Origin of the sequence: Paenibacillus sp. FSL M8-0228 (genome assembly GCF_038007385.1) — a bacterium.
In the GTDB taxonomy this organism is placed as follows: domain Bacteria; phylum Bacillota; class Bacilli; order Paenibacillales; family Paenibacillaceae; genus Paenibacillus; species Paenibacillus polymyxa_D.
Map to the genome: position 1 here is coordinate 2,782,079 of NZ_JBBOXA010000001.1, position 22,513 is coordinate 2,804,591.

Annotated in this window: 1 protein-coding gene (only partly in view); it reads left to right on the forward strand. The window is 51.5% G+C overall.

All coding sequences use genetic code 11. The annotated features are described in order from the left end of the window. Window positions 1–22,513 carry the 5' portion of a non-ribosomal peptide synthase/polyketide synthase gene (locus MKY98_RS12610; RefSeq protein WP_341010926.1) on the forward strand. 19,661 nt of this gene lie beyond the right edge of the window, so 22,513 of the gene's 42,174 nt are visible here — the first part of the coding sequence; its start codon is at window positions 1–3; its stop codon lies beyond the right edge, outside the window.

The window sequence follows — 22,513 nt, forward strand, 5'->3', positions numbered from 1 at the left end:
ATGACTCAGCACAATGTTCAACTGTTTGCATTAAGCCAACCACAGCAACGTATTTGGTACACGGAGCTTGTGTATCCCAATCGCAACACGTCCACGATTATTACCACTGTTAAAATCAAGGGAACGGTTCGAATAAATGCATTGCAGCAGGCAATGAACCGGGTGATTGCACAAAACGATTCTTTTCGTATCAAAATCACGGCTCGGGATGGCATCCCCTATCAATATGTGGAACCGTTTGCTGCTCAAAGCATAGAAACGCTTCAGGTTACCCCGGAGGAAGCTGAGCTATGGGTCAGCCATCACAACGCACAGCCGTTCCCCTTACTGGATTCGCAGCTGTATCGGTTTACTATTTTGCAGCTGGGGGCAGAAGACACCTGGTTTAGTTTCAAGATGCATCATATTATTTCGGATGGCGTTACCATGGAGCAGGCCATTAATGAAATTACGGGGAATTATATGAATATTGTGCATGGTACAGGTTCAGATGCGCCGGCCCCAGCGAACTCATATCTCGATTTTATTCAGACGGAGCAAAGCTATGAGCAATCGGACCGCTATCAAAAGGATAAGATGTACTGGACGGAGAAATTTTCCAATTTGCCGGAGGTTACAGGTTTAAAATCGTATAATCCGCTCACAGTAAGCACGGCTGCACGCCGGGAGACCTATACACTGGAGCACGAATTATATCGTGGTGTCACGGCTTTTTGCGAGGCGCATAACATCAGTATTTTTACATTTTTCCTGGCTGCTCTGTATATTTATTTACATAAAACGACAGGTGAACAAGATTTAACGGTTGGTACATTGTATGCTAACCGTACGTTGAAGAAGGAAAAAAATACAATGGGCATGTTCGTCAGCACTGTGGCTACACGTTTGCAAGTTGAGCCGGAATCCGAGCTGCTTACTTTCCTACAGGGTGTTGGCAAGGAGCAGTCGTCCATTTTGCGGCATCAGCGTTATCCGTATAACAAAATCATACAGGATTTGCGTGAACAACAAAGCGGCACGGATATTGGCCGCCTGTTTGGCGTTACCATTCAGTACCGTACGCTGAGCTTCTATCGTTTTGATGAAGCTGTTCAGCAGGTGCATACCGATTTCTGCGGAGATACAGTGAGTGACTTTGATATTGCCATGATTGATATGCTGGATGACGATAAACTTGTATTGCAACTGGATTATCGGACCGAGCTGTTCAGCGAGCAGGAAATCGCTCGAATTATTCGTCAATTCTTGAGTGTGGTAGAGCATATGGTGAAAGGGCCACAGCAGCGGATTCAGGAGTTGTCACTGATGAGTGACAAAGAGCGGGCACAAATTATGAATGTATTTAATGCGACCACAGTTCCCTTTCCAGACGATGTGGGGATTCATGAGTTATTCGAGAAACAGGCAGAATGTACACCAGATCAGACAGCGGTTATGTTTGGAAGTCAGAGTCTGACTTATCGGGAACTGAATGAACGGTCGAACTCATTGGCACGAATGCTTCAAGCACAGGGAGTAGGACCTGACAAGCTGGTCGGCCTGATGATGCAGCGCTCCGTGGAAATGATCGTAGGCCTGCTGGCTGTTCTAAAAGCAGGCGGTGCTTATGTGCCGATCGATCCTGAATTTCCGTCATCTCGTATTCAATACATGCTTGAAGACAGCAAGGCTGCAGTGCTTCTGACCAGTCGTGATCTGTTGGAAGAGCATCATTGCAATGCCAATGCAATATTTCTTGAGGATGCAGCATTGTATCAGGGAGAAAGCAACAACCTGGAGACGATTGCTCGCCCAGAGCATTTGGCTTACGTCATCTATACCTCTGGATCGACCGGAAATCCAAAAGGAGTTATGCTCCAGCATCGTTCGGTACTGAACTTTATTACCGGGATGCATGAAATCATTGACTTTGAAGCTGGCAAAACCATTTTGTCACTCACGACCATTTCATTCGATATTTTCGTCTTGGAAACCATCTTGCCACTGTTGGCTGGAATGACGGTTGTGCTTGGCGACCATCAGCATCAGGTGGACCCTCAGGCGCTGGGTGAGTTGATTGCTCATCATTCTATAGACATGTTGCAAATGACACCATCCCGGCTACAGATGCTGCTGGATCATGAAGCTGGTTCCCACGCGCTGCGAGGCGTGAAGGAAATCATGGTGGGTGGTGAAGCCCTTCCGTTCAAGCTGCTCGCAGCACTGCAAGAAATAAATGGTCCCCGTATTTATAACATGTACGGACCTACAGAAACGACGGTTTGGTCGACCGTACAGGAACTGACTCATGCTCAAGAAATTAATATAGGACGTCCGATCGCGAATACCCAAATCTATATCATGAATGCGAGCTGGGAATTGCAGCCAGTCGGTATGCCGGGCGAGTTGTGTATTGCGGGGGAAGGATTGGCCCGTGGGTATTGGAATCTCGAAGATCTGACGGCAGAGAAATTTGTGGAAAATCCGTTTGCCGGAGGCAAAGAGGGCTATGAACGGATGTACCGTACAGGCGATTTGGCGAGATGGACACTGGATGGCAATATTGAATATTTGGGACGTATGGATCACCAGGTTAAAATCCGTGGCTACCGGATCGAACTGGGCGAGATCGAATCGCAGCTATTGCAGGTGGAGTCGGTACGAGAAGCGGCTGTCGTGGCCCGTGCGGACGAAACAACGGGTCAAAAACAAATGGTGGCGTTCTATGTGGCCAGTCAAGAAATGGAAGCCAGTGAACTGAGAAGTGAGCTGGGGCGGGAGCTACCAAGCTATATGGTGCCGTCGTATTTCATTCAGTTAGAGCAGATGCCGTTGACACCGAACGGTAAAATCGACCGCAAGTCCCTGCCAGCACCGGAAGGCAGTCAGCAAAGCGGAGCGGATTATGAAGCGCCCCATACCGCGCCGGAACGGGCACTCGTGGCGATCTGGCAGTCTGCCTTGGGCGTGCCAACTGTAGGTATTTTGGACAATTTCTTTGATCTGGGCGGCGATTCCATCAAGGCGATTCAAATCGTATCCCGTGCGTTCCAGGCAGGCTACAAGCTGGATATGAAGGATCTGCTTCGCTGTCCAACCATCGCAGCATTGGCACCGTTTATGGTAAGTCGTATGGCAGATCAGGGAGAAGTGAGCGGGGAAACGGCATTGCTTCCGATCCATCATTGGTTCTTTGAACAGGAGCATGTAGACGCGCATCACTTTAATCAGGCGGTTATGCTGCACCGGGAGCAGGGCTTTGACGAAGCTGCTTTGCATCAGGCGCTAATCCAGTTGACCGAGCATCACGATGCACTACGGATGGTATTCAGGAAGACCGAGCAAGGCTACCAAGCGTGGAACCGCGGAGTACAGGAAGGCGAGCTGTATCATCTGGACGTGCTAGACTTTAGGGCTTTGACGGATGAAGCCATTCTGAGCGCGACGATTGAGGCGAAAGCAACTGAAATTCAAAACAAAATGAATCTATCCGAAGGACCGCTGGTAAAGCTGGGTCTGTTCCGTTGCAACGATGGAGACCATTTGCTGGTGGCGATCCACCATTTGGTGGTTGATGATGTGTCTTGGCGTATTTTGCTGGAGGATTTGGCAACCGGCTATGAGCAGGCTTTACGGGGCGAGTCTGTCCGGTTGCCGAATAAGACGGATTCCTTCCGTCTGTGGGCAGACCAGCTATCCGCTTATGTGAGCAGTGCAGCGTTGGAGAAGGAGCGTGCGTATTGGGAGCAAATTGAGCAAGTAGGGAAGAGCCAGGCATCCTTGCCAAAAGATTACACTCGTAAATCTCAGGCCAAGCCACAGCTTCGCGATGATCGAACACTGACCGTAGCGTGGACGGTCGAAGAAACGGAACAATTCTTGAAACAAGCTCATCGGGCCTACAATACGGAAGCGAACGACCTCTTACTGACAGCTCTGGGCACTGCGATTTATGAGTGGGCAGGCATCCGTCAGGTACTTGTAAATCTGGAGGGTCACGGACGGGAAGCGATTTTGCCGGATATGGATATTACGCGCACGGTCGGTTGGTTTACCAGCCAATTCCCGGTTGTACTTGATATGGACGAGGACCGGAATGTAGGACGGCGTGTCAAGAACGTCAAAGAAGGGCTGCGCCGTTTGCCGCATAAAGGGATTGGATACGGGATTTTGAGATATCTTGCTAGCGGTGAAGGAGAAGCAGCTTTTGTTGCCGAGCCAGAAATCAGCTTTAACTATCTCGGACAATTCGATCAGGATTTAAAGAATAATGCGTTCCGCATGTCTCCTTATTCCATCGGAGCTTCCATGAGTGACACGTTGACCAAGCGGTATGCTCTGGATATCAACGGCATGATCACGGACGGTGCACTGGAACTGACGATCAGCTACAGCAACAAAATGTTTATGAAAAAATCAATCAAAAAGCTGGCTGATCTGTTGCAGGAGGGCTTACGTGAGATATTGGCTCACTGTGTGGGTAAAGAGTTGCCGGAGCTGACACCAAGCGACTTGTCCTTCCAAGGACTGACGGCTGGAGAGCTGGATCATATTGTAGAGCAGACGGCTAATGCGGGAGAACTGGAAAACATTTATTCGCTCACACCCATGCAAAAAGGCATTCTGTTCCACGGCTTAATGGAGCCGCAATCTGGGGCGTACTTTGAGCAGGCGACATTTGATCTGCAAGGCAGCTTTCAAGTGGAGGCTTTTGCCGAAAGCCTAAATCAGCTGGTGGATCGCCATCAAATATTCAGAACGAATTTTTATAGCGGATGGAATGAGCAGCCTTTACAGGTGGTGTACCGTCACAAGCACGCCGGGTTCCGTTTTGAAGATGTACGTTCGATGGAACAAGGTGAGCAGGACGCATATATTGCTGATTTTGCTGAGCGCGACAAAGCCGAAGGCTTTCATTTCAGCTCAGGCGAGCTGATGCGGGTGTCTATTTTACGTACAGGCGAGGAGTCGTATCGTTTTGTGTGGAGCTTCCATCATATTTTGATGGACGGTTGGTGCTTGTTCCTTGTTGTAGGGGAAGCATTTAATACGTACTTTGCCATCCTCGAAGACCGCAAGCCGGAGCTCGCCCCGGTAACACCATACAGCGAATACATTGAATGGCTGGATCGGCAGGACAACGTGGAGGCTGAACGGTTCTGGAGTGATTATTTTGCTGGCTTTGAGCAGCAGACCGTATTACCGCAGGTAAAACAGCTGGACGGTCACGCCAAGGGATATGAAGGGGATAAGCTTTCGTTTACACTGGGCCACGAAGTGACGGAACGGATGAACAAGCTGGTTAAGCAGAAGCAAGTAACGGTCAATACCCTTCTGCAAGCAGCGTGGGGCGTTGTGCTGCAACGGTATAACAACAGTCGGGATGTTGTATTTGGCAGTGTCGTATCCGGCAGATCAGCGGATATTCCGGGCATCGATAAAATGATTGGTTTGTTCATTAATACGGTTCCTGTACGAGTTCACAGTGAGAAAGATATGACGTTTGCTGCGTTAATGAAGCAGATACAGGAGCAGGCACTGGCTTCCCGTGCCTATGAAACCTATCCGCTGTATGAAATTCAGGCCCTGACTGAGCAGAAACAGGACCTGGTGAACCATATTATGGTGTTTGAAAACTATCCGGTGGAACAGCGTATGGAGCACATGGGGAGCCGTGACACGAACGGTTTTACGATTGTTAATGCTTCAATGTCAGAGCAAACGAACTATGATTTTAACATTACGGTTGTGCCAGGCGATGAAATAGACATTCATTTGGAATTCAACGCGCTGGTGTTTGAACGTGCAGCTGTCGAGCAAATCCGCGAGCATTTGCTGCATATGATTGAAGAAGCGATTAACAGACCAGATGCGCTGGTAGATGAGTTAGAGCTGGTGACTGCTGCGGAAAAAGCAAAAATCATCGATGGTTTTGGATCCGTGGGCGTATCTGCATGGAGTGACGAAAAAGAATCTGAATTGTTGTTCCATGCCTATGTGGAAGAACAAGCGCAGCTTGTGCCGGATCATGTGGCAGTGATATACGAGGAGCGGCAGCTTACGTACCGCGAGCTGAACGAGCGTGGGAATCAACTTGCTCGTAGATTGCGGAATGAAGGCATTGGGCGTGAATCCATTGTTGGTATTTTGAGCGAGCGCTCGGTGGACATGATGGTCGGCGTACTGGCGGTATGGAAGGCCGGCGGTGCATACGTGCCACTGGATGCAGATTATCCATCCGAACGTATCCGCTTTATGCTCGAGGACAGCGGCGCTACGGTGCTGCTTACGCAAACAGGTTTGCAGGAACGCGCGCAAGCATGGCTGGAGGAGAGCCGACAGGTCTTGGCCGGTGGGCAGTCTGAGGGCGAGTTGGAAATAGCGGCTGGCGCTGAAACGATGGAAAGAGGCAGCCTGAGTGAAGGCGTAAGTTTTAAATTAGATTCGAGTTCTGACAACGAAGAAGCATCCGAACCGGCAACAGGGCTGCGTCTGCGTACTGTATTGGCGCTGGACGATGAGTCGTTGTACACCGGAGATGCCACGGATGTGGAACATATCAACGAGCCGCAGGATCTGGCATATGTGATCTACACGTCCGGTACAACGGGACGTCCGAAGGGTGTCATGATCGAGCATCACAGTTTGGTAAACACAGCTGCGGCATACCGCCGGGATTACCGTCTGAACCAGTTCCCGGTACGCCTGTTACAACTGGCAAGTTTCTCCTTCGACGTATTCGTCGGCGATATTGCACGGGCGCTCTATAACGGTGGCACGATGGTCATCTGCCCGAAAGACGACCGCATTGATCCAAGCCGTCTGTATGGCTGGATTCACGATTATCAGATTACGGTGTTCGAATCCACACCGGCTTTAATCGTACCGTTTATGCAGCATGTGCATGAACAGGGCCTTGACATGAGCAGTCTGGAACTGCTGATCACCAGCTCGGATAGCTGCAGCGTGACGGATTATCGGGTGCTGCAAGAACGGTTTGGCGCAGATATTCGCATTATGAACAGCTATGGCGTCACGGAAGCGGCGATTGACTCCAGCTTCTACGACGAAGAACTGTCGAAGCTGCCAAGTAGCGGCAGTGTGCCGATTGGTCAGGCATGGCTGAACGCACGCTTCTACATCGTGGACAGCCAGCTGAATCCGGTGCCGATCGGTGTACTGGGTGAGCTGTGCATTGGCGGTGCTGGCGTGGCACGAGGCTACTTAAACCGTGCGGACCTGACGGCCGAGAAGTTCGTAGCGAATCCGTATGTAGCCGGTGAACGATTGTACCGCACAGGTGACCTGGCGCGGTGGATGCCAGACGGCAATGTGGACTTTATCGGCCGGATGGACTATCAGGTCAAAATCCGGGGCTACCGGATTGAGCTGGGCGAGATTGAAACGGCAATCCAGCGGGTGCCGGGTGTGCGTCAAGCCGTAGTCATCGACCGGACGGATGAGCGTGGACACAAGTACTTGTGCGGGTACATCACGGGAGAAGCTGAGCTGCGGATCGAGGAAGTACAGGCCGAGCTGGAAGCCGGGCTGCCCGTGCACATGGTGCCAGCACGCTTGATGCAGCTGGAGGCGATCCCGCTGACCAGCAACGGCAAAATCGACCGTAAGGCTTTGCCGGAACCGGAAGGCAGCATCCATGCGGGTACAGCCTATGTGGCACCGCGTACTATGGTAGAACAGGTATTAACTTCGGTATGGGCCGGGGTGCTGGGTGTCGAAACGGTAGGCACGCAGGATAACTTCTTTGAACTGGGCGGCGATTCGATCAAAGCGCTGCAAGTATCGTCCCGATTGCTGCAAGCAGGTTATCGACTGGACATGAAAGACCTGTTCAGCAATCCGACAGTAGCGGCACTCAGTCCGTTGCTTCGTACAGATGGCAAGATGGCCAGTCAGGAAGAAGCCGTAGGCAAGGTAGAGCTGACACCCATTCAGCGGTGGTTCTTCGAACAGCAGCCTGCTGATCTGCACCACAGCAATCAGGCGATGATGCTGTACCGAGCTGGGCGCTTTGACGTCGACGCGCTACGCCGTACGATGGACCGTATTGTCCAGCATCATGACGCATTGCGCACGGTATTCCGTGAGACGGAGCAGGGCTATGCCGCTTGGAACCGCAGTGTAGAGGAAGGCGAGCTATACACACTGGACATTGTAGATTTTAGCGGCGTTGAAGACGAATCCACCGCTGTAGAAGCCAAGGCCAGTGAAATTCAAGCGAGCATTTATTTGAGCGAGGGTCCGCTTGTGAAGCTTGGTCTGTTCCACTGCGCTGAGGGCGACCATTTGCTAATCGTCATTCATCATTTGGTTGTGGACGGTGTATCGTGGCGTATTTTGCTGGAGGATTTGGCATCCGGTTATGAGCAGGCTATTGCAGGCAAAACAGGCACAGCTATCCGACTACCGCATAAAACAGATTCGTTCCAGACTTGGGCCGAGCAGCTGTCGGCCTATGCGAATAGCGCGACGATGGAGCGGGAGCTTGCTTACTGGCAGCATATCGAACAAGCAGAAGCCAGTCTTGCGAAGCCTTTGCCGAAGGATTTTGCGAATGACAATGCACTGCTTGGGGACAGTGAGGTTGTGACTGTCCGCTGGACGAAGCAGGAAACCGAGCAGTTGCTCAAACAAGCTCATCGCGCATACAACACGGAAATGAATGACCTGCTGCTGGCTGCGCTCGGAAAAGCGGTATATGACTGGTCTGGTTCTGAACGGGTGCTGGTCAACCTGGAGGGCCATGGACGGGAAGCTATTGTACCGGATGTGGATATTACGCGGACAGTCGGTTGGTTTACGAGCCAGTTCCCGGTTGTACTGGATGGAAGTCTGGGACAAGGGGGGAATACGGCTCGTCTGATCAAACGGGTCAAGGAAGGGCTGCGTCATATTCCGCAGAAAGGCATCGGCTATGGTATTTTACGATACCTGTCGGATACGAATGTTCTGGAGAAAGCAGGCGTGCAGTTAAAGGCTCAGCCTGAGATCAGTTTTAACTATTTGGGCCAATTCGATCAGGATTATAAAGGCAATGATCTGGAGCCTTCCTCCTATTCCATCGGTGTGCCTGTCAGCACGAATGCGGCTATGGATTTTGCACTGGATATCAATGGAGTCATCGAGGATGGAGAACTGATTTTCACGATTCGCTACGGTACAACGCAATTCCGTCATGAGACGATTGCACGACTTGGAGAACTGCTGGCATCCGGCTTGCGTGAGGTGATTCATCATTGTGTCGCTCAAGAAAGAACGGTGTTGACCCCAAGTGATGTCCTGTTAAACCATGTAACGCTGGATGAGCTGGAGCAATTGGTGAAAGATACACAGGGTATGGGCGAACTAGAAAATGTGTATGCTTTGACACCGATGCAAAAGGGCATGCTCTTCTTCAGCCTGATGGATGAGAATTCGGCGGCTTATTTTGAACAGGCCACCTTTGAGTTGAACGGTCGTTTTGATGTGGTTGCTTTTGGTAAAAGCTTTGATCTGCTCGTGCAGCGTCATGAGGCATTGCGGACGAACTTTATCAGTTCATGGAAGGATGAGCCTGTACAGGTCGTCTTCCGCAACCGTAGCGGACAAATATATTATGAAGACTTGCGCGGACTAGAAAAAGAGGAACGAGAAGCTCGTGTTGAAGCTTTTGCCATCGAGGACAAAGCGAAAGGATTCAATCTCGCAGAGGATGCACTCATTCGTGTCTCCATTTTGCAAACGGGGGATGAAACGTATCACTTTGTTTGGAGCTTCCATCACATTTTGATGGATGGCTGGTGTTTGTCCTTTATGACACAGGAGGTATTTGGTAGCTATCTGGCACTGCGCGCGGGTCATGAGCCAGCACTAGAGCCTGTCACGCCGTTCAGTCGATTTATTGAATGGCTGGAACGTCAAGACCGTGAGGCAGCCTTGCAATACTGGCGTGGGTATCTGGCGGACTATGAGCAGCAAATTACGCTTCCCCAGCAAAAAACACAGCCGAAATCGATGCACACCGGGGAATATGTCGCTGAAGATCTGGATTGCGAATTCCAGCCAGAGTTGGTTGCGCAGATCGAACGGATGGCAAAACAAAATCAGGTGACGATCAATACGCTGATTCAAACCGTATGGGGCGTTCTGTTGCAAAAATATAACAACAGTACGGATGTCGTGTTCGGCAGCGTTGTGTCCGGTCGCCCGGGAGATATTCCAGGCGTGGAGCACATGATCGGGCTATTTATCAATACAATTCCAGTGCGTGTGCAGTCTGAACCAGGTGAAACCTTTGTCGAGCTGATGAAACGAACACAGCGGCAGGCGCTGGCTTCCAATGCCTACGATGCGTTCCCGCTGTATGAAATTCAAGCACTGACCGAGCAGAAGCAGGATTTAATCAATCATATTATGATTTTTGAAAATTATCCGGTGGAGCAGCAGGTAGAACAGTTAGGCGGCGATGGGCAGAATAAATTTACGATTTCGAACGTGGTGTCTACAGAGGCAACCAACTATGATCTGAACGTCGTCGTGATGCCGGGAGAAGGCATCAAGATTCGTTTTATGTATAACACGCTCAGCTTTGATCAAGCAGGTATTGAGCGCTTGTATGGACATTTTGCACGTTTGCTGGAGCAAATTTCGCTCAACCCGCATGTTCGGGTGGAAGAGCTGGAACTACTCACAGCAGCAGAAAAACAAAAGATTACAGCGGCCTTTAATGACACCGCTTGTGCATTTCCGTCCCATCAGACGATCCATCAGCTGTTTGAGGAGCAGGTGGAGTGTACGCCGGATCAGGTGGCATTGGTGTTTGAACATCAGCGTCTGACGTATCAGGAGCTGAATGAACGGGCGAATTCATTGGCTCGAATGCTTCAAGCCCAGGGAGTAGGACCAGACAAGCTGGTCGGTCTGATGGTACAGCGCTCCGTGGAAATGATCGTAGGTCTGCTGGCTGTGCTAAAAGCAGGCGGTGCTTATGTGCCGATTGATCCCGAATTTCCATCCTCTCGTATTGCATACATGCTGGAAGACAGCGAGGCCGCAGTGCTTCTGACCCGTCGTGAACTGGCAGAAGAACACCATTGCCATGCCAATACCCTGTTTCTTGAGGATGCCGCATTGTATCAGGGAGAAAGTAGCAACCTGGAGACGATTGCCCGCCCAGAGCATTTGGCTTATGTCATCTATACGTCGGGTTCGACTGGAAATCCGAAAGGAGTTATGCTCCAGCATCGCTCGGTCCTCAACTTTATTACTGGGATGCGCGAAGTCATTGATTTTGAAGCGAGCCAAACCATGTTGTCACTGACGACCATTTCATTCGATATTTTCGTATTGGAAACCATTCTCCCCCTGTTGGGTGGAATGACGGTTGTGCTTGGCGACAGCCAGCATCAGGTGAATCCTCAGGCGCTGGGTGAGTTGATTACTCAACATTCGATTGAGATGTTGCAAATGACACCATCTCGGCTGCAAATGCTGTTGGGTCATGAAGCAGGCTCGCGCGCGCTGCAAAGCGTGAAGGCAATTATGGTTGGGGGCGAAGCACTTCCATCCAAGCTGCTCGCAGCATTGCAAGAAATAAACGGTCCCCGTATTTATAACATGTACGGACCTACAGAAACGACGGTGTGGTCGACCGTGCAGGAACTGACCCATGCTCAACATATTAATATTGGACGTCCTATTGCGAATACACAAATCTATATCATGAATGCGAATGGGGAATTGCAGCCCGTCGGCGTGCCGGGCGAGTTATGTATTGCAGGGGAAGGCTTGGCCCGTGGATATTGGAAACGTGAAGAACTGACGGCTGAGAAATTTGTAAATAATCCGTTTGCTGGTGGCAAGGCAGGCCATGAGCGGATGTATCGTACAGGCGATTTGGCAAGATGGATGCCAGACGGCAACATTGAATATTTGGGGCGGATGGACCATCAGGTGAAAATTCGGGGCTACCGAATCGAACTGGGCGAGATCGAATCGCAGCTGTTGCAGGTGGAGTCGGTGCAAGAAACGGTCATCATGGCTCGTGGGGACGAAACGGGTCAAACACAGCTCGTGGCGTACTATGTGGCGAGTCAAGAACTGGGAGCCGGTGAGCTGAGACATGAGCTGGGACAAGAACTGCCAAGCTATATGATGCCGTCGTATTTCATCTGGTTGGAGCAGATGCCGCTGACACCGAACGGTAAAATCGACCGCAAGTCCCTGCCAGCACCGGAAGGCAATCTGCACAGCGGTGCGGATTATGTAGCGCCACGCACTGCACCGGAACGAGCGCTTGTAGTGGTCTGGCAGTCCGTTCTGGGTGTGCCAACCGTCGGTATGTTGGACAATTTCTTTGAACTGGGTGGCGATTCGATCAAGGCGATTCAAATCGTATCGCGTGCATTCCAGGCCGGCTACAAGCTGGACATGAAGGATTTGTTCCGCTATCCCATCGTCGCAACGCTGGCACCGCATATGCATGAGGTCAGTCGTATGGTAGATCAGGGAGAAGTAAGCGGAGAAACGGCGTTGCTTCCGATCCAGCACGAGTTCTTTGCGCAGGAGCAAGTAGACGTGCATCACTTTAATCAGGCGGTTATGCTGCACCGGGAGCAGGGGTTTGACGAGTCGGCTCTGCGTCAGGCGCTTGGCAAGCTGACAAAGCATCATGATGCTTTGCGAATGGTGTTCAGCAAGACCGAGCAAGGCTATAAAGCATGGAACCGTGGAATACAGGAAGGCGAGCTGTATCAGCTGGACGTGCTGGACTTTAGGGATATAACGGATGAAGCCATGCTCAGCGTGGCAATGGAGGCGAAAGCTACCGAAATTCAAAGCAGTATCCAACTGCAAGAAGGGCCGCTGTTGAAAGCAGGTTTGTTCCACTGTGTAGATGGCGATCATTTGCTGATGGTGATTCACCATTTGGTGGTGGACGGGGTATCCTGGCGTATTTTGTTTGAGGATTTGACTACTGCCTATGAACAGGCCATCCATGAAGAAGTGCTTCAGCTGCCGGACAAAACGGATTCCTTCCGTTCCTGGGCTAGGCAACTTTCCTCCTATGCGAATAGCACAGACATGGACAGTGAACACGCCTACTGGGAGCAATGGAACGCTGCCGCTTTGGCTGACCAAGTACGTTTGCCTGAGGATCAAGCGCAGGCTGAGCCATTTACCCTAGCTGACACGGATTCAGTGGCCTTCCAGCTTACGGAAGAAGAGACTGAACGGCTGTTGAAGCAAGCACACCGCGCGTACAACACGGAAGTGAACGATCTGTTGCTGACGGCTTTGGGCATGATGCTGTATACGTGGACGGGTCATGAACGCAGTCTGATTCATTTAGAGGGACACGGACGTGAGAACATTTTGCCGGATACGGACATTTCTCGTACGGTAGGCTGGTTTACGAGACCATATCCGGTATGGCTAGACATCGGTCGTGATCAGGCTTTGTCGGGATGCATCAAACAGGTAAAAGAAAGTCTGCGTCATATTCCGAATCAAGGAATGGGCTACGGAATCTGGAGATATTTGAGTGAATCCGGCCAAGCCATGGCTCAGCAAGCAGATGCACTGCATCTTGGTCAACATCAAGCTTTTGCCGAGCCACAAGTGAGCTTTAACTATCTCGGACAGCTGGATCAGGACTTGCAAAACAGCGATATTCGTATGTCTCCTTACTCGATGGGATCGGTCGTTAGTGACCGGACGAAGATGAAATATGCGCTCGATGTGAGCGGGATCGTAACGAACGGCATCCTGGAACTGGACATTCGGTATAACAGCAAAGCCTTCCGTAAGGACACCGTCCAAATGCTGGCTAATCTGTTGAAATCCAATCTGCTTGAGATTATCGAGCACTGTGTGACACGGGAGCGGACCGAATTGACTCCAAGTGATGTGCTGTTTAAAGGCCTGACAATGGAGCAATTAGATACGATTAAGGAGCAGACCCAGACGGTTGGGGAATTGGAAAATGTATATCCGTTAACCCCCATGCAAAAGGGTATGCTGTTCCACAGTTTGATGAATGCAGAAACAGGCGTGTATTTTGAGCAGGCGACCTTTGATCTGGAGGGCAACTTTGCGCCATCTATATTCGAGGAAAGCTTGAAGCTGCTGGTTAGTCGACATGCGATATTACGGACGAATTTCTATAGTGGCTGGCATGGTCAACCGTTGCAGATTGTCTATCGTCATAAAAATCCGAGCTTCTTTTATGAGGATGTCAGAGGGTGTGAACAGGCTGTAGCTGAATTTGTGGCCCAGGACAAAGCTCGAGGCTTTGATTTAAGCAAGGATGCGCTCATGCGTGTAGCTGTCTTCCGCACGGATGATCGCTCATACCGTTTTGTATGGAGCTTCCATCATATCGTAATGGACGGCTGGTGCCTGTCCCTGATGACGGACGAAGTATTTGGTGCATATTTTGCCTTGCTGGAGAACAAGCAGCCAGAGCTCGAACCTGTCAAGCCGTATAGTGACTATATCGAATGGTTGCAAGATCAGGATGCACAGGAAGCGACCCGTTATTGGAGTGACTATTTGGCAGGCTTTGAGCAGCAAACCTTGTTGCCTGGTGAGAATGCGCAAGCTTCTGTAGCCGCACGGGATGAAGAACCAGACGGAAGTGGTGGAAGTTCAAATTCTGGCTATGTTTCGGAAAAGCTGCCATTTATGTTGGGTAAAGAACGGAGTGCCGCATTAAACCAAATGGCCAAGCAACAACATGTCACGATTAACACCTTGCTGCAAAGTGTGTGGGGCGTTATTTTACAGCAATACAATAATCATCAGGATGTCGTGTTTGGTGGTGTGGTATCCGGTCGTCCAGCAGACATTCCGGGTGTGGAGAACATGATCGGGTTGTTTATCAATACCATACCGGTTCGGATTCAAAGTGAACGGAATGCTACATTTGCTGAAGTATTGCAGCGCACACAGGAACAGGCTTTGGCCTCCGGTGTCTATGACACATTCCCGCTCTACGACATTCAGGCACGGACTGAACAAAAACAAGACCTGATCAATCACATCATGGTCTTTGAAAACTACCCCATCGGGCAGCAGATGAAGCAGATGGGCGCTTCCGGCGAGACCAAGGCACAAACAGGCTTCTCTATTGCCAATGTGGCACTTGCCGAGCAAACCAACTACGATTTTAACCTGATTGTCGTGCCTGACGAGGATATCTCTATCCTGCTTGAATACAATGCTCTGGTGTATAACCGGTCTGCTATGGAGCGTATCCAGGGCCATATCGACCATGTCATCAGGCAAATTGTGGACAATCCGAATATCCGTGTGAATGAGCTGGAATTGGTAACACCAGAAGAACAGGCACAGATCGTTCAGGTTTGGGGGGATACGGCGGTAGCCTATCCACAGGATCAGACGCTAAGTGCACTGTTCGAGCAGCAGGCAGCGAATACACCGGAGCAAGTAGCGGTGCTGTGCGGAGCGGAGTCGTTGACCTACGCGGAACTGAACGAACGAGCCAACCGTCTCGCACGCACCTTGCGTGCGCAAGGGGTTCAGCCGGATCAGCCTGTAGGCATACTGGTTCACCGTTCGCTAGACATGATCGTAGGCATCTATGCGATCCTCAAGGCAGGCGGAGCCTACGTGCCGATTGACCCGGAATATCCAGCGGACCGCATCCGCTTTATGCTGGAGGACTCGGGCGCGAAGCTGATGCTGACGCAATCGCATCTGGCGGAGCAAGCATCGCTAAACTTCGATGGTCAGGTGCTGGTGTTGGATTGTCAGGAGCAGGATGGCAAGAATATTTATCACGAAGACGGTTCGAATTTGGAGCCACTGACTGGGCCACACCATGTCGCCTATGTCATCTATACCTCTGGCTCCACGGGAAGACCGAAGGGTGTGATGGTGGAGCACCATTCCGTGCTGAACCGGATTTTGTGGATGCATGATCGGTACGGTTTGAGTGCAGAAGATACGATCCTGCAAAAGACCGCCTTCACCTTTGACGTGTCGGTGTGGGAGCTGTTCTGGTGGTCGATGGTCGGCTCGAAGGTGAGCTTGCTGTCGGTCGGCGGGGAAAAGAACCCGGAAGACATCGTCGACACGATTGCCCGCGATGGCGTGAGCACAATGCACTTTGTACCGGCGATGCTGCATGCGTTCCTGGAATATGTAGAGCAGCAGCCACGAGAAGTGATGCAAGCGAAGCTGGGCACGCTGCGCCATGTCTTTGCCAGTGGTGAAGCATTGCCAACGCAGCATGTGGCCCGGTTCCAGCGGCTTATGTCGAGCCTGGCCGGAGCGAAGCTGATCAACCTGTACGGTCCAACCGAAGCGACGGTGGACGTATCGTACTTCGATTGCGAGCCGAATGAAGCCTATGCGGTCATTCCAATCGGGAAACCGATTCAAAATATTCGTCTGTACATTGTGAAGGAAGGCACGGAGCAATTGCAGCCGATTGGGGTTGCGGGTGAGCTGTGTATCGGCGGTGTCGGCGTAGCCCGAGGCTATCTGAACCGTCCAGAGCTGACGGCCGAGAAATTTGTGAAAGACCCGTTTGCAGGCGGGGAAGCAGGCTATGAACGGATGTACCGCACGGGCGATTTAGCTAGATGGATGCCGAACGGGAACATTGAATATTTGGGCCGGATTGACCATCAGGTGAAAATCCGGGGGTACCGGATTGAGCTGGGTGAAGTCGAATCGCAACTGCTTCAAGTAGCGTCCGTACGAGAAGCGGTGGTCATGGCTCGTGCGGATGAAACGGGCCAAAAACAAATGGTGGCCTACTATGTTGCGGGGCAAGAGCTCGGTGCTAGCGAGCTGAGAAGTGAGCTGGGCCGGGAGCTGCCAAGCTACATGGTGCCGTCCTACTTTGTACAACTGGAGCAAATGCCGCTGAGTCCAAATGGCAAAATTGACCGCAAGGCCCTGCCAGCACCGGAAGGCAGCCTGCAAACTGGAGCTGATTATGCAGAGCCGCGTACGGCGCAAGAACGCGCACTGGTAGCGGTCTGGCAGTCGGTACTGGGGCTGCAGACAGTCGGTATTTTGGACAATTTCTTTGATCTAGGCGGCGATTCCATCAAAGCCATCCAAATCGCATCGCGTACGTTCCAGGCCGGTTATAAGCTGGACATGAAGGATTTGTTCCAGTATCCAACGGTTGCAACACTGGCACCGCATATGCACGAGGTCCGTCGTATGGCAGATCAAGGAGAAGTAAGCGGGGAAACCGCTTTGCTTCCGATCCAGCATTGGTTCTTTGCGCAGGAGCGCGAGCGTCCGCAGCACTTTAATCAGGCGGTCATGCTCTATCGTGCCGAGGGCTTTGATGAGACGGCAGTTCGCCAAGTCATGGATCACATCGTGAAGCATCATGATGCGCTTCGTACGATATTCTGTCAGGATTCCTCTGGTTATACGGCTTGGACACGCCCTGTAGAGGAAGGCGCGTTGTATACGCTGGAAACCGCAGACTACCGTGAACAAGTAGCCTATGCGGAAGCGCTGGAAGCGAAGGCAAATGAAATTCAAAGCAGCATTCACCTGTCCGAAGGACCGCTGGTGAAGCTGGGATTGTTCCACACAGCCGAGGGCGATCATTTGCTCATAGCTATTCACCATTTGGTGATAGACGGGGTGTCGTGGCGGATTCTGTTTGAAGATTTCTCGACAGGCTACGAGCAGGCGATCAAGGGTGAGCCTGTACGATTGCCCTATAAAACGGATTCCTTCCAAACTTGGGCACGGGAGTTGTCGTCTTACGCCAACCGTCCTGAGGCTGCATCGGATGAAGTTTATTGGAAGCAGCTGGAACAGGCCAAAGCGGAAACGGCGCCGCTGCCTAAGGATTTTGCCTACGAGGGCTCCTTGAACGCAGACAGTGAAGTGCTGACCGTAGAGTGGACCGAAGCTGAAACGCAGCAGCTGTTAAAGCAGGCGCATCGCGCCTACAACACTGAGGTCAATGATTTGCTGTTGACCGCGCTGGGACTGGCGATGCACAACTGGACAGGCGCAGGCCAAGTACTGGTGAACCTGGAGGGACACGGTCGGGAAGCGATCCTGCCAGAGGTGGATATTACACGTACGATCGGCTGGTTTACGAGCTTGTATCCGGTGCTACTGGACACGGGTGCAAATCTGACGCTGGCCCAGCGGATTAAAGAAACGAAGGAAGGCCTGCGGCGGATTCCGCATAAAGGGCTAACCTATGGCACTTGGCGCTACTTGTCCCATGCATCAGAGCCGGATGAAGCGCATACGATTGCAGCAGAACCGGAAATCAGCTTTAACTATTTGGGTCAGGTCGATCAGGATCTACAAAACAGTGGAATCACATTGTCACCCTATAGTGCAGGGGAGACAGAGGATGCACATTCACCGCTGCAATATACGTTGGATTTAAACGCGATGATCTCGGAAGGCACGCTGCGCTTGACGATTGCTTACAGCCGTAAGCAGTATCGTAAAGAAACGCTGGAACGTGTGGCGGGACTGTTGCAATCCGCTTTGCAAGAGGTGATTACGCATTGCGCGGCTCAGGAGCAGCCGGAGTTGACCCCAAGTGATGTGTCTTTCAAAGGTTTGACGACTAGAGAACTGGAACAGATCGCGGAACAGGCAGCATGTATCGGTGAGCTGGAAAATGTATACGCACTGACCCCGATGCAGAAGGGCATGCTCTTTTATAATCTGATGGATTCGCAATCGGGAGCATATTTTGAACAGGCCTCCTTTGATCTGCGAGGAGAGTTTAATATCGCTGCCTTTGCGGCCAGTTTGGATGTTTTGGTGCAGCGGCATACAGTACTGCGTACGAACTTCTACAGCGGCTGGAAGGATGAACCGCTTCAGGTCGTGTACCGCAATAAGCGCAGCGAACTGTATGTTGAAGATTTGCGGGATATGGAGGAAGAGCAGCAAAACGAGTACATTCTCGAATTTACGCGCCAAGACAAACAAAGAGGTTTTGATCTGGCGCAGGATGCTTTGATGCGTGTCGCTGTTTTGCGCACAGGTGAGGATGCGTACCGTTTTGTATGGAGCTTCCATCATATCGTGATGGATGGCTGGTGCTTGTCGCTGGTGACCAACGAAGTGTTTGCGAGTTATTTTGCGATCCTGGCCCATAAACAACCGGAACTGGCCCCTGTAACGCCGTACAGTCAATATATCGAATGGCTAGAGCAGCAGGATCTTCAGGCCGCATCGAGCTACTGGAGCAAGGCTCTGGAAGGATACGAGGAGCAGTCCCGCTTGCCACAGGCAAAAATCCAGGGCAAAACAGGGTATCAGGCTGAGCGTCTGGATTTTGATTTGGGCGCGGATCTCACAGCTGGTATTCAGCGCATAGCCAAGCGTTATCAGGTGACGATCAATACGTTGATGCAGACGGTTTGGGGCCTTTTGCTGCAAAAATATAATGGCACAGATGATGTGGTGTTTGGCAGCGTGGTATCTGGACGTCCGGCAGACATTCCGAATGTGGAGCACATCATTGGTCTGTTTATCAATACCATTCCGGTACGCATCCGCAGTCAAGTGGACAGTTTATTCTCAGACGTGATGAAGCAAACCCAGGAGCAATCGATCGATTCCCATGTCTATGATACGTATCCGTTATATGAAATTCAGGGGCTGTCGGAGCTTAAGCAGGATTTGATCAATCATATTCTTATTTTTGAGAACTATCCGGTAGAGGAGCAAATTGAGCAATTAGGCAGCGGTGAAGAGTCCAGCTTCACGATCACCGGAGCCGAGTCTGTCGAGCAGACCAACTATGACTTTAACTTGGTGGTGCTGCCGGGGAACACCATTCACATGAGCTTTGGCTATAACGCCTTGGCCTTTGAACGGGAAAGTGTAGAGCAAATCCGAGGTCATCTGGTACAGCTGCTGGAGCAGGTGACAGCGAATCCGGACATCCGTGTACATGAGCTGGATATGTTAAACGAGCAGGAGCGCGAGCAAATTCTCAGCGCATGGGGAGATACGGCGACCGAGTATCCAAGCGAGCAAACGATCCATGGCTTGTTCGAGACGCAAACGGCGCAGACACCGGAGCAGACAGCCTTGTTCTTTGAAGGAGAAACGCTGACTTATCGCGAGCTGAATGAACGCGCCAATCGCCTGGCTCGTACCTTGCGCAGTCAAGGCGTGACGAAGGATCGTTTGGTGGGTCTGATGACTGAGCGGTCGGTGGACATGATCGTAGGTATCTTCGGGATTTTAAAAGCCGGGGGTGCATATGTCCCCATCGATCCAACCTATCCGGAGGAGCGTATCCGCTACATGCTGGACGACTCGGGGGCGAAGCTGCTGTTGACGCAAAGCCATCTGGTGGACAAAGCCGCTATCGACGGTCATGTGCTGGTGTTGGACGGGGAGCAAACGGTGTACCACGAGGATGATTCTAATCTGGAGCCATGGTCTGGTCCAAATGATTTGGCGTATGTGATTTATACATCGGGGACGACGGGGCAGCCGAAGGGTGTAATGCTGGAGCATCACGGGCTGTGCAATCTGAAAACATATTTTGATCAGACGCTTCGGATGAGCACGTCGGATCATGCGTTGCTGTTCGCTAGCTATTCGTTTGATGCGGCTTGCTGGGAAATCTTCCAGGCGTTGTTCTGCGGCGCCACATTATACATGCCAACGACAGAGACGATTTTGAACTACGAGCGGTTTGAGCAATATATGGCGAATCACCGGATTACGGTGGCTGCTTTGCCGCCGACCTATGCGGTGTATCTGGAGCCACAGCGGATGCCAAACTTGCGTGTTCTGTTCACTGCGGGTTCAGCATCCTCAACAGAGCTGGTATACAAGTGGAAGGATCAGGTGGCGTACTACAACGGCTACGGTCCAACCGAAAACTCGGTGGCGACGTCGATCTGGCCGGTATCCGAGGATGAGAGAGCGGGACAACTGATTTCCATCGGACGCCCTGTGCCGAATCATCGAGTATACATGGTGGATGGGCATGGACATTTGGCTCCGGTAGGCGTCGCGGGTGAGTTGTGCGTGTCCGGACCGGGTCTGGCGCGTGGTTATCTGGATCGCCCAGAGCTGACGGCTGAGAAATTTGTAGCGAACCCGTTTGCGGTTGGTGAAGCCAGCTACGGACGAATGTACCGTACGGGTGACTTGGCGAGATGGATGCCAGATGGCAACATCGAATATTTGGGCCGGATCGACCATCAAGTAAAAATCCGGGGCTACCGGATCGAGCTGGGTGAGATCGAGGCACAAATATTGAAAGTGGAAAACGTGCAAGAGGTCATCGTACTGGCCCAAGCGGACGAACAGGGGCAAAATCAACTGGTGGCGTACTATGTCGCTGAATGGGAAGTAAGCGCTGGTGAGCTGCGTAGCTTACTGGGCGAGGAGTTGCCAAACTACATGGTGCCTTCGTATTTCATCCAGCTGGAGCAGATGCCGCTGACACCGAACGGTAAAATCGACCGCAAGGCCCTGCCGGCACCCGAAGGCAGCCTGCAAAGCGGAGCGGATTATGTAGAGCCGCGCACAGCGCTGGAGCAGACGTTAGTGTCCATTTGGCAGGCTGTATTAGGAACGAAGAGAGTCGGGATTTTGGATAATTTCTTTGATCTGGGCGGCGATTCGATCAAAGCGATCCAGGTATCGTCCCGCTTGCTGCAAGCGGGCTACAAGCTGGAGATGAAGGATTTGTTCCAATATCCGTCCATTTCGCTGCTGAGCAGTCATGTACACAAAGTTAGCCGCACAGCCGATCAGCGGGTGGTTTCGGGAGCAGTTAAATTGAGCCCAATACAGCAATGGTTCTTTGGACAATCCTCAGCAGAGCCACATTATTTTAACCAATCGGTGATGCTGTATAGAGCACAAGGATTCGATGAAGCCGCATTGCATCAAACGGTGACCCAGGTGACGGAGCATCATGATGCATTGCGTATGGTCTTCCGTCAGACCGAACAGGGCTATGAAGCGTGGAATCACGGTTTGAACGAAGGCGAGCTGTATCATCTGGACGTTGTTGATTTGACAGGCGTCAAAGACACGGCAGAGGTGGTGATGGCGGTTGAAACGAAAGCCAATGCCATCCAAAGCTCCATTCGTCTGGACGAAGGACCGCTGGTGAAGCTGGGACTTTTCCGCTGCATGGATGGAGATCATTTACTGATTGCGATCCACCATTTGGTCGTAGACGGGATTTCATGGCGGATTGTGTTCGAGGATTTTGCGACTGGATATGAGCAGGCCATGCGGGGAGAAGCGATTCGCTTACCATATAAAACGGACTCTTTCTCTGCTTGGGCAGAGCAGTTGTCTCAATATGCGAACAGTCCGGCGATCGACAACGAACGCGAATATTGGCAGCGTCTTGCGCAAACGGAATTCGCATCGCTACCTAAGGATCAAGAAAGAGCGGCAGGACAGCATTTTGTGGTCAGAGACAGTGAGACGGTGAGCGTGGTTTGGAGCGAACAGGAAACCCGGCTACTGCTGCAGGAATCGCATCGTGCGTACAACACCGAGGTCAATG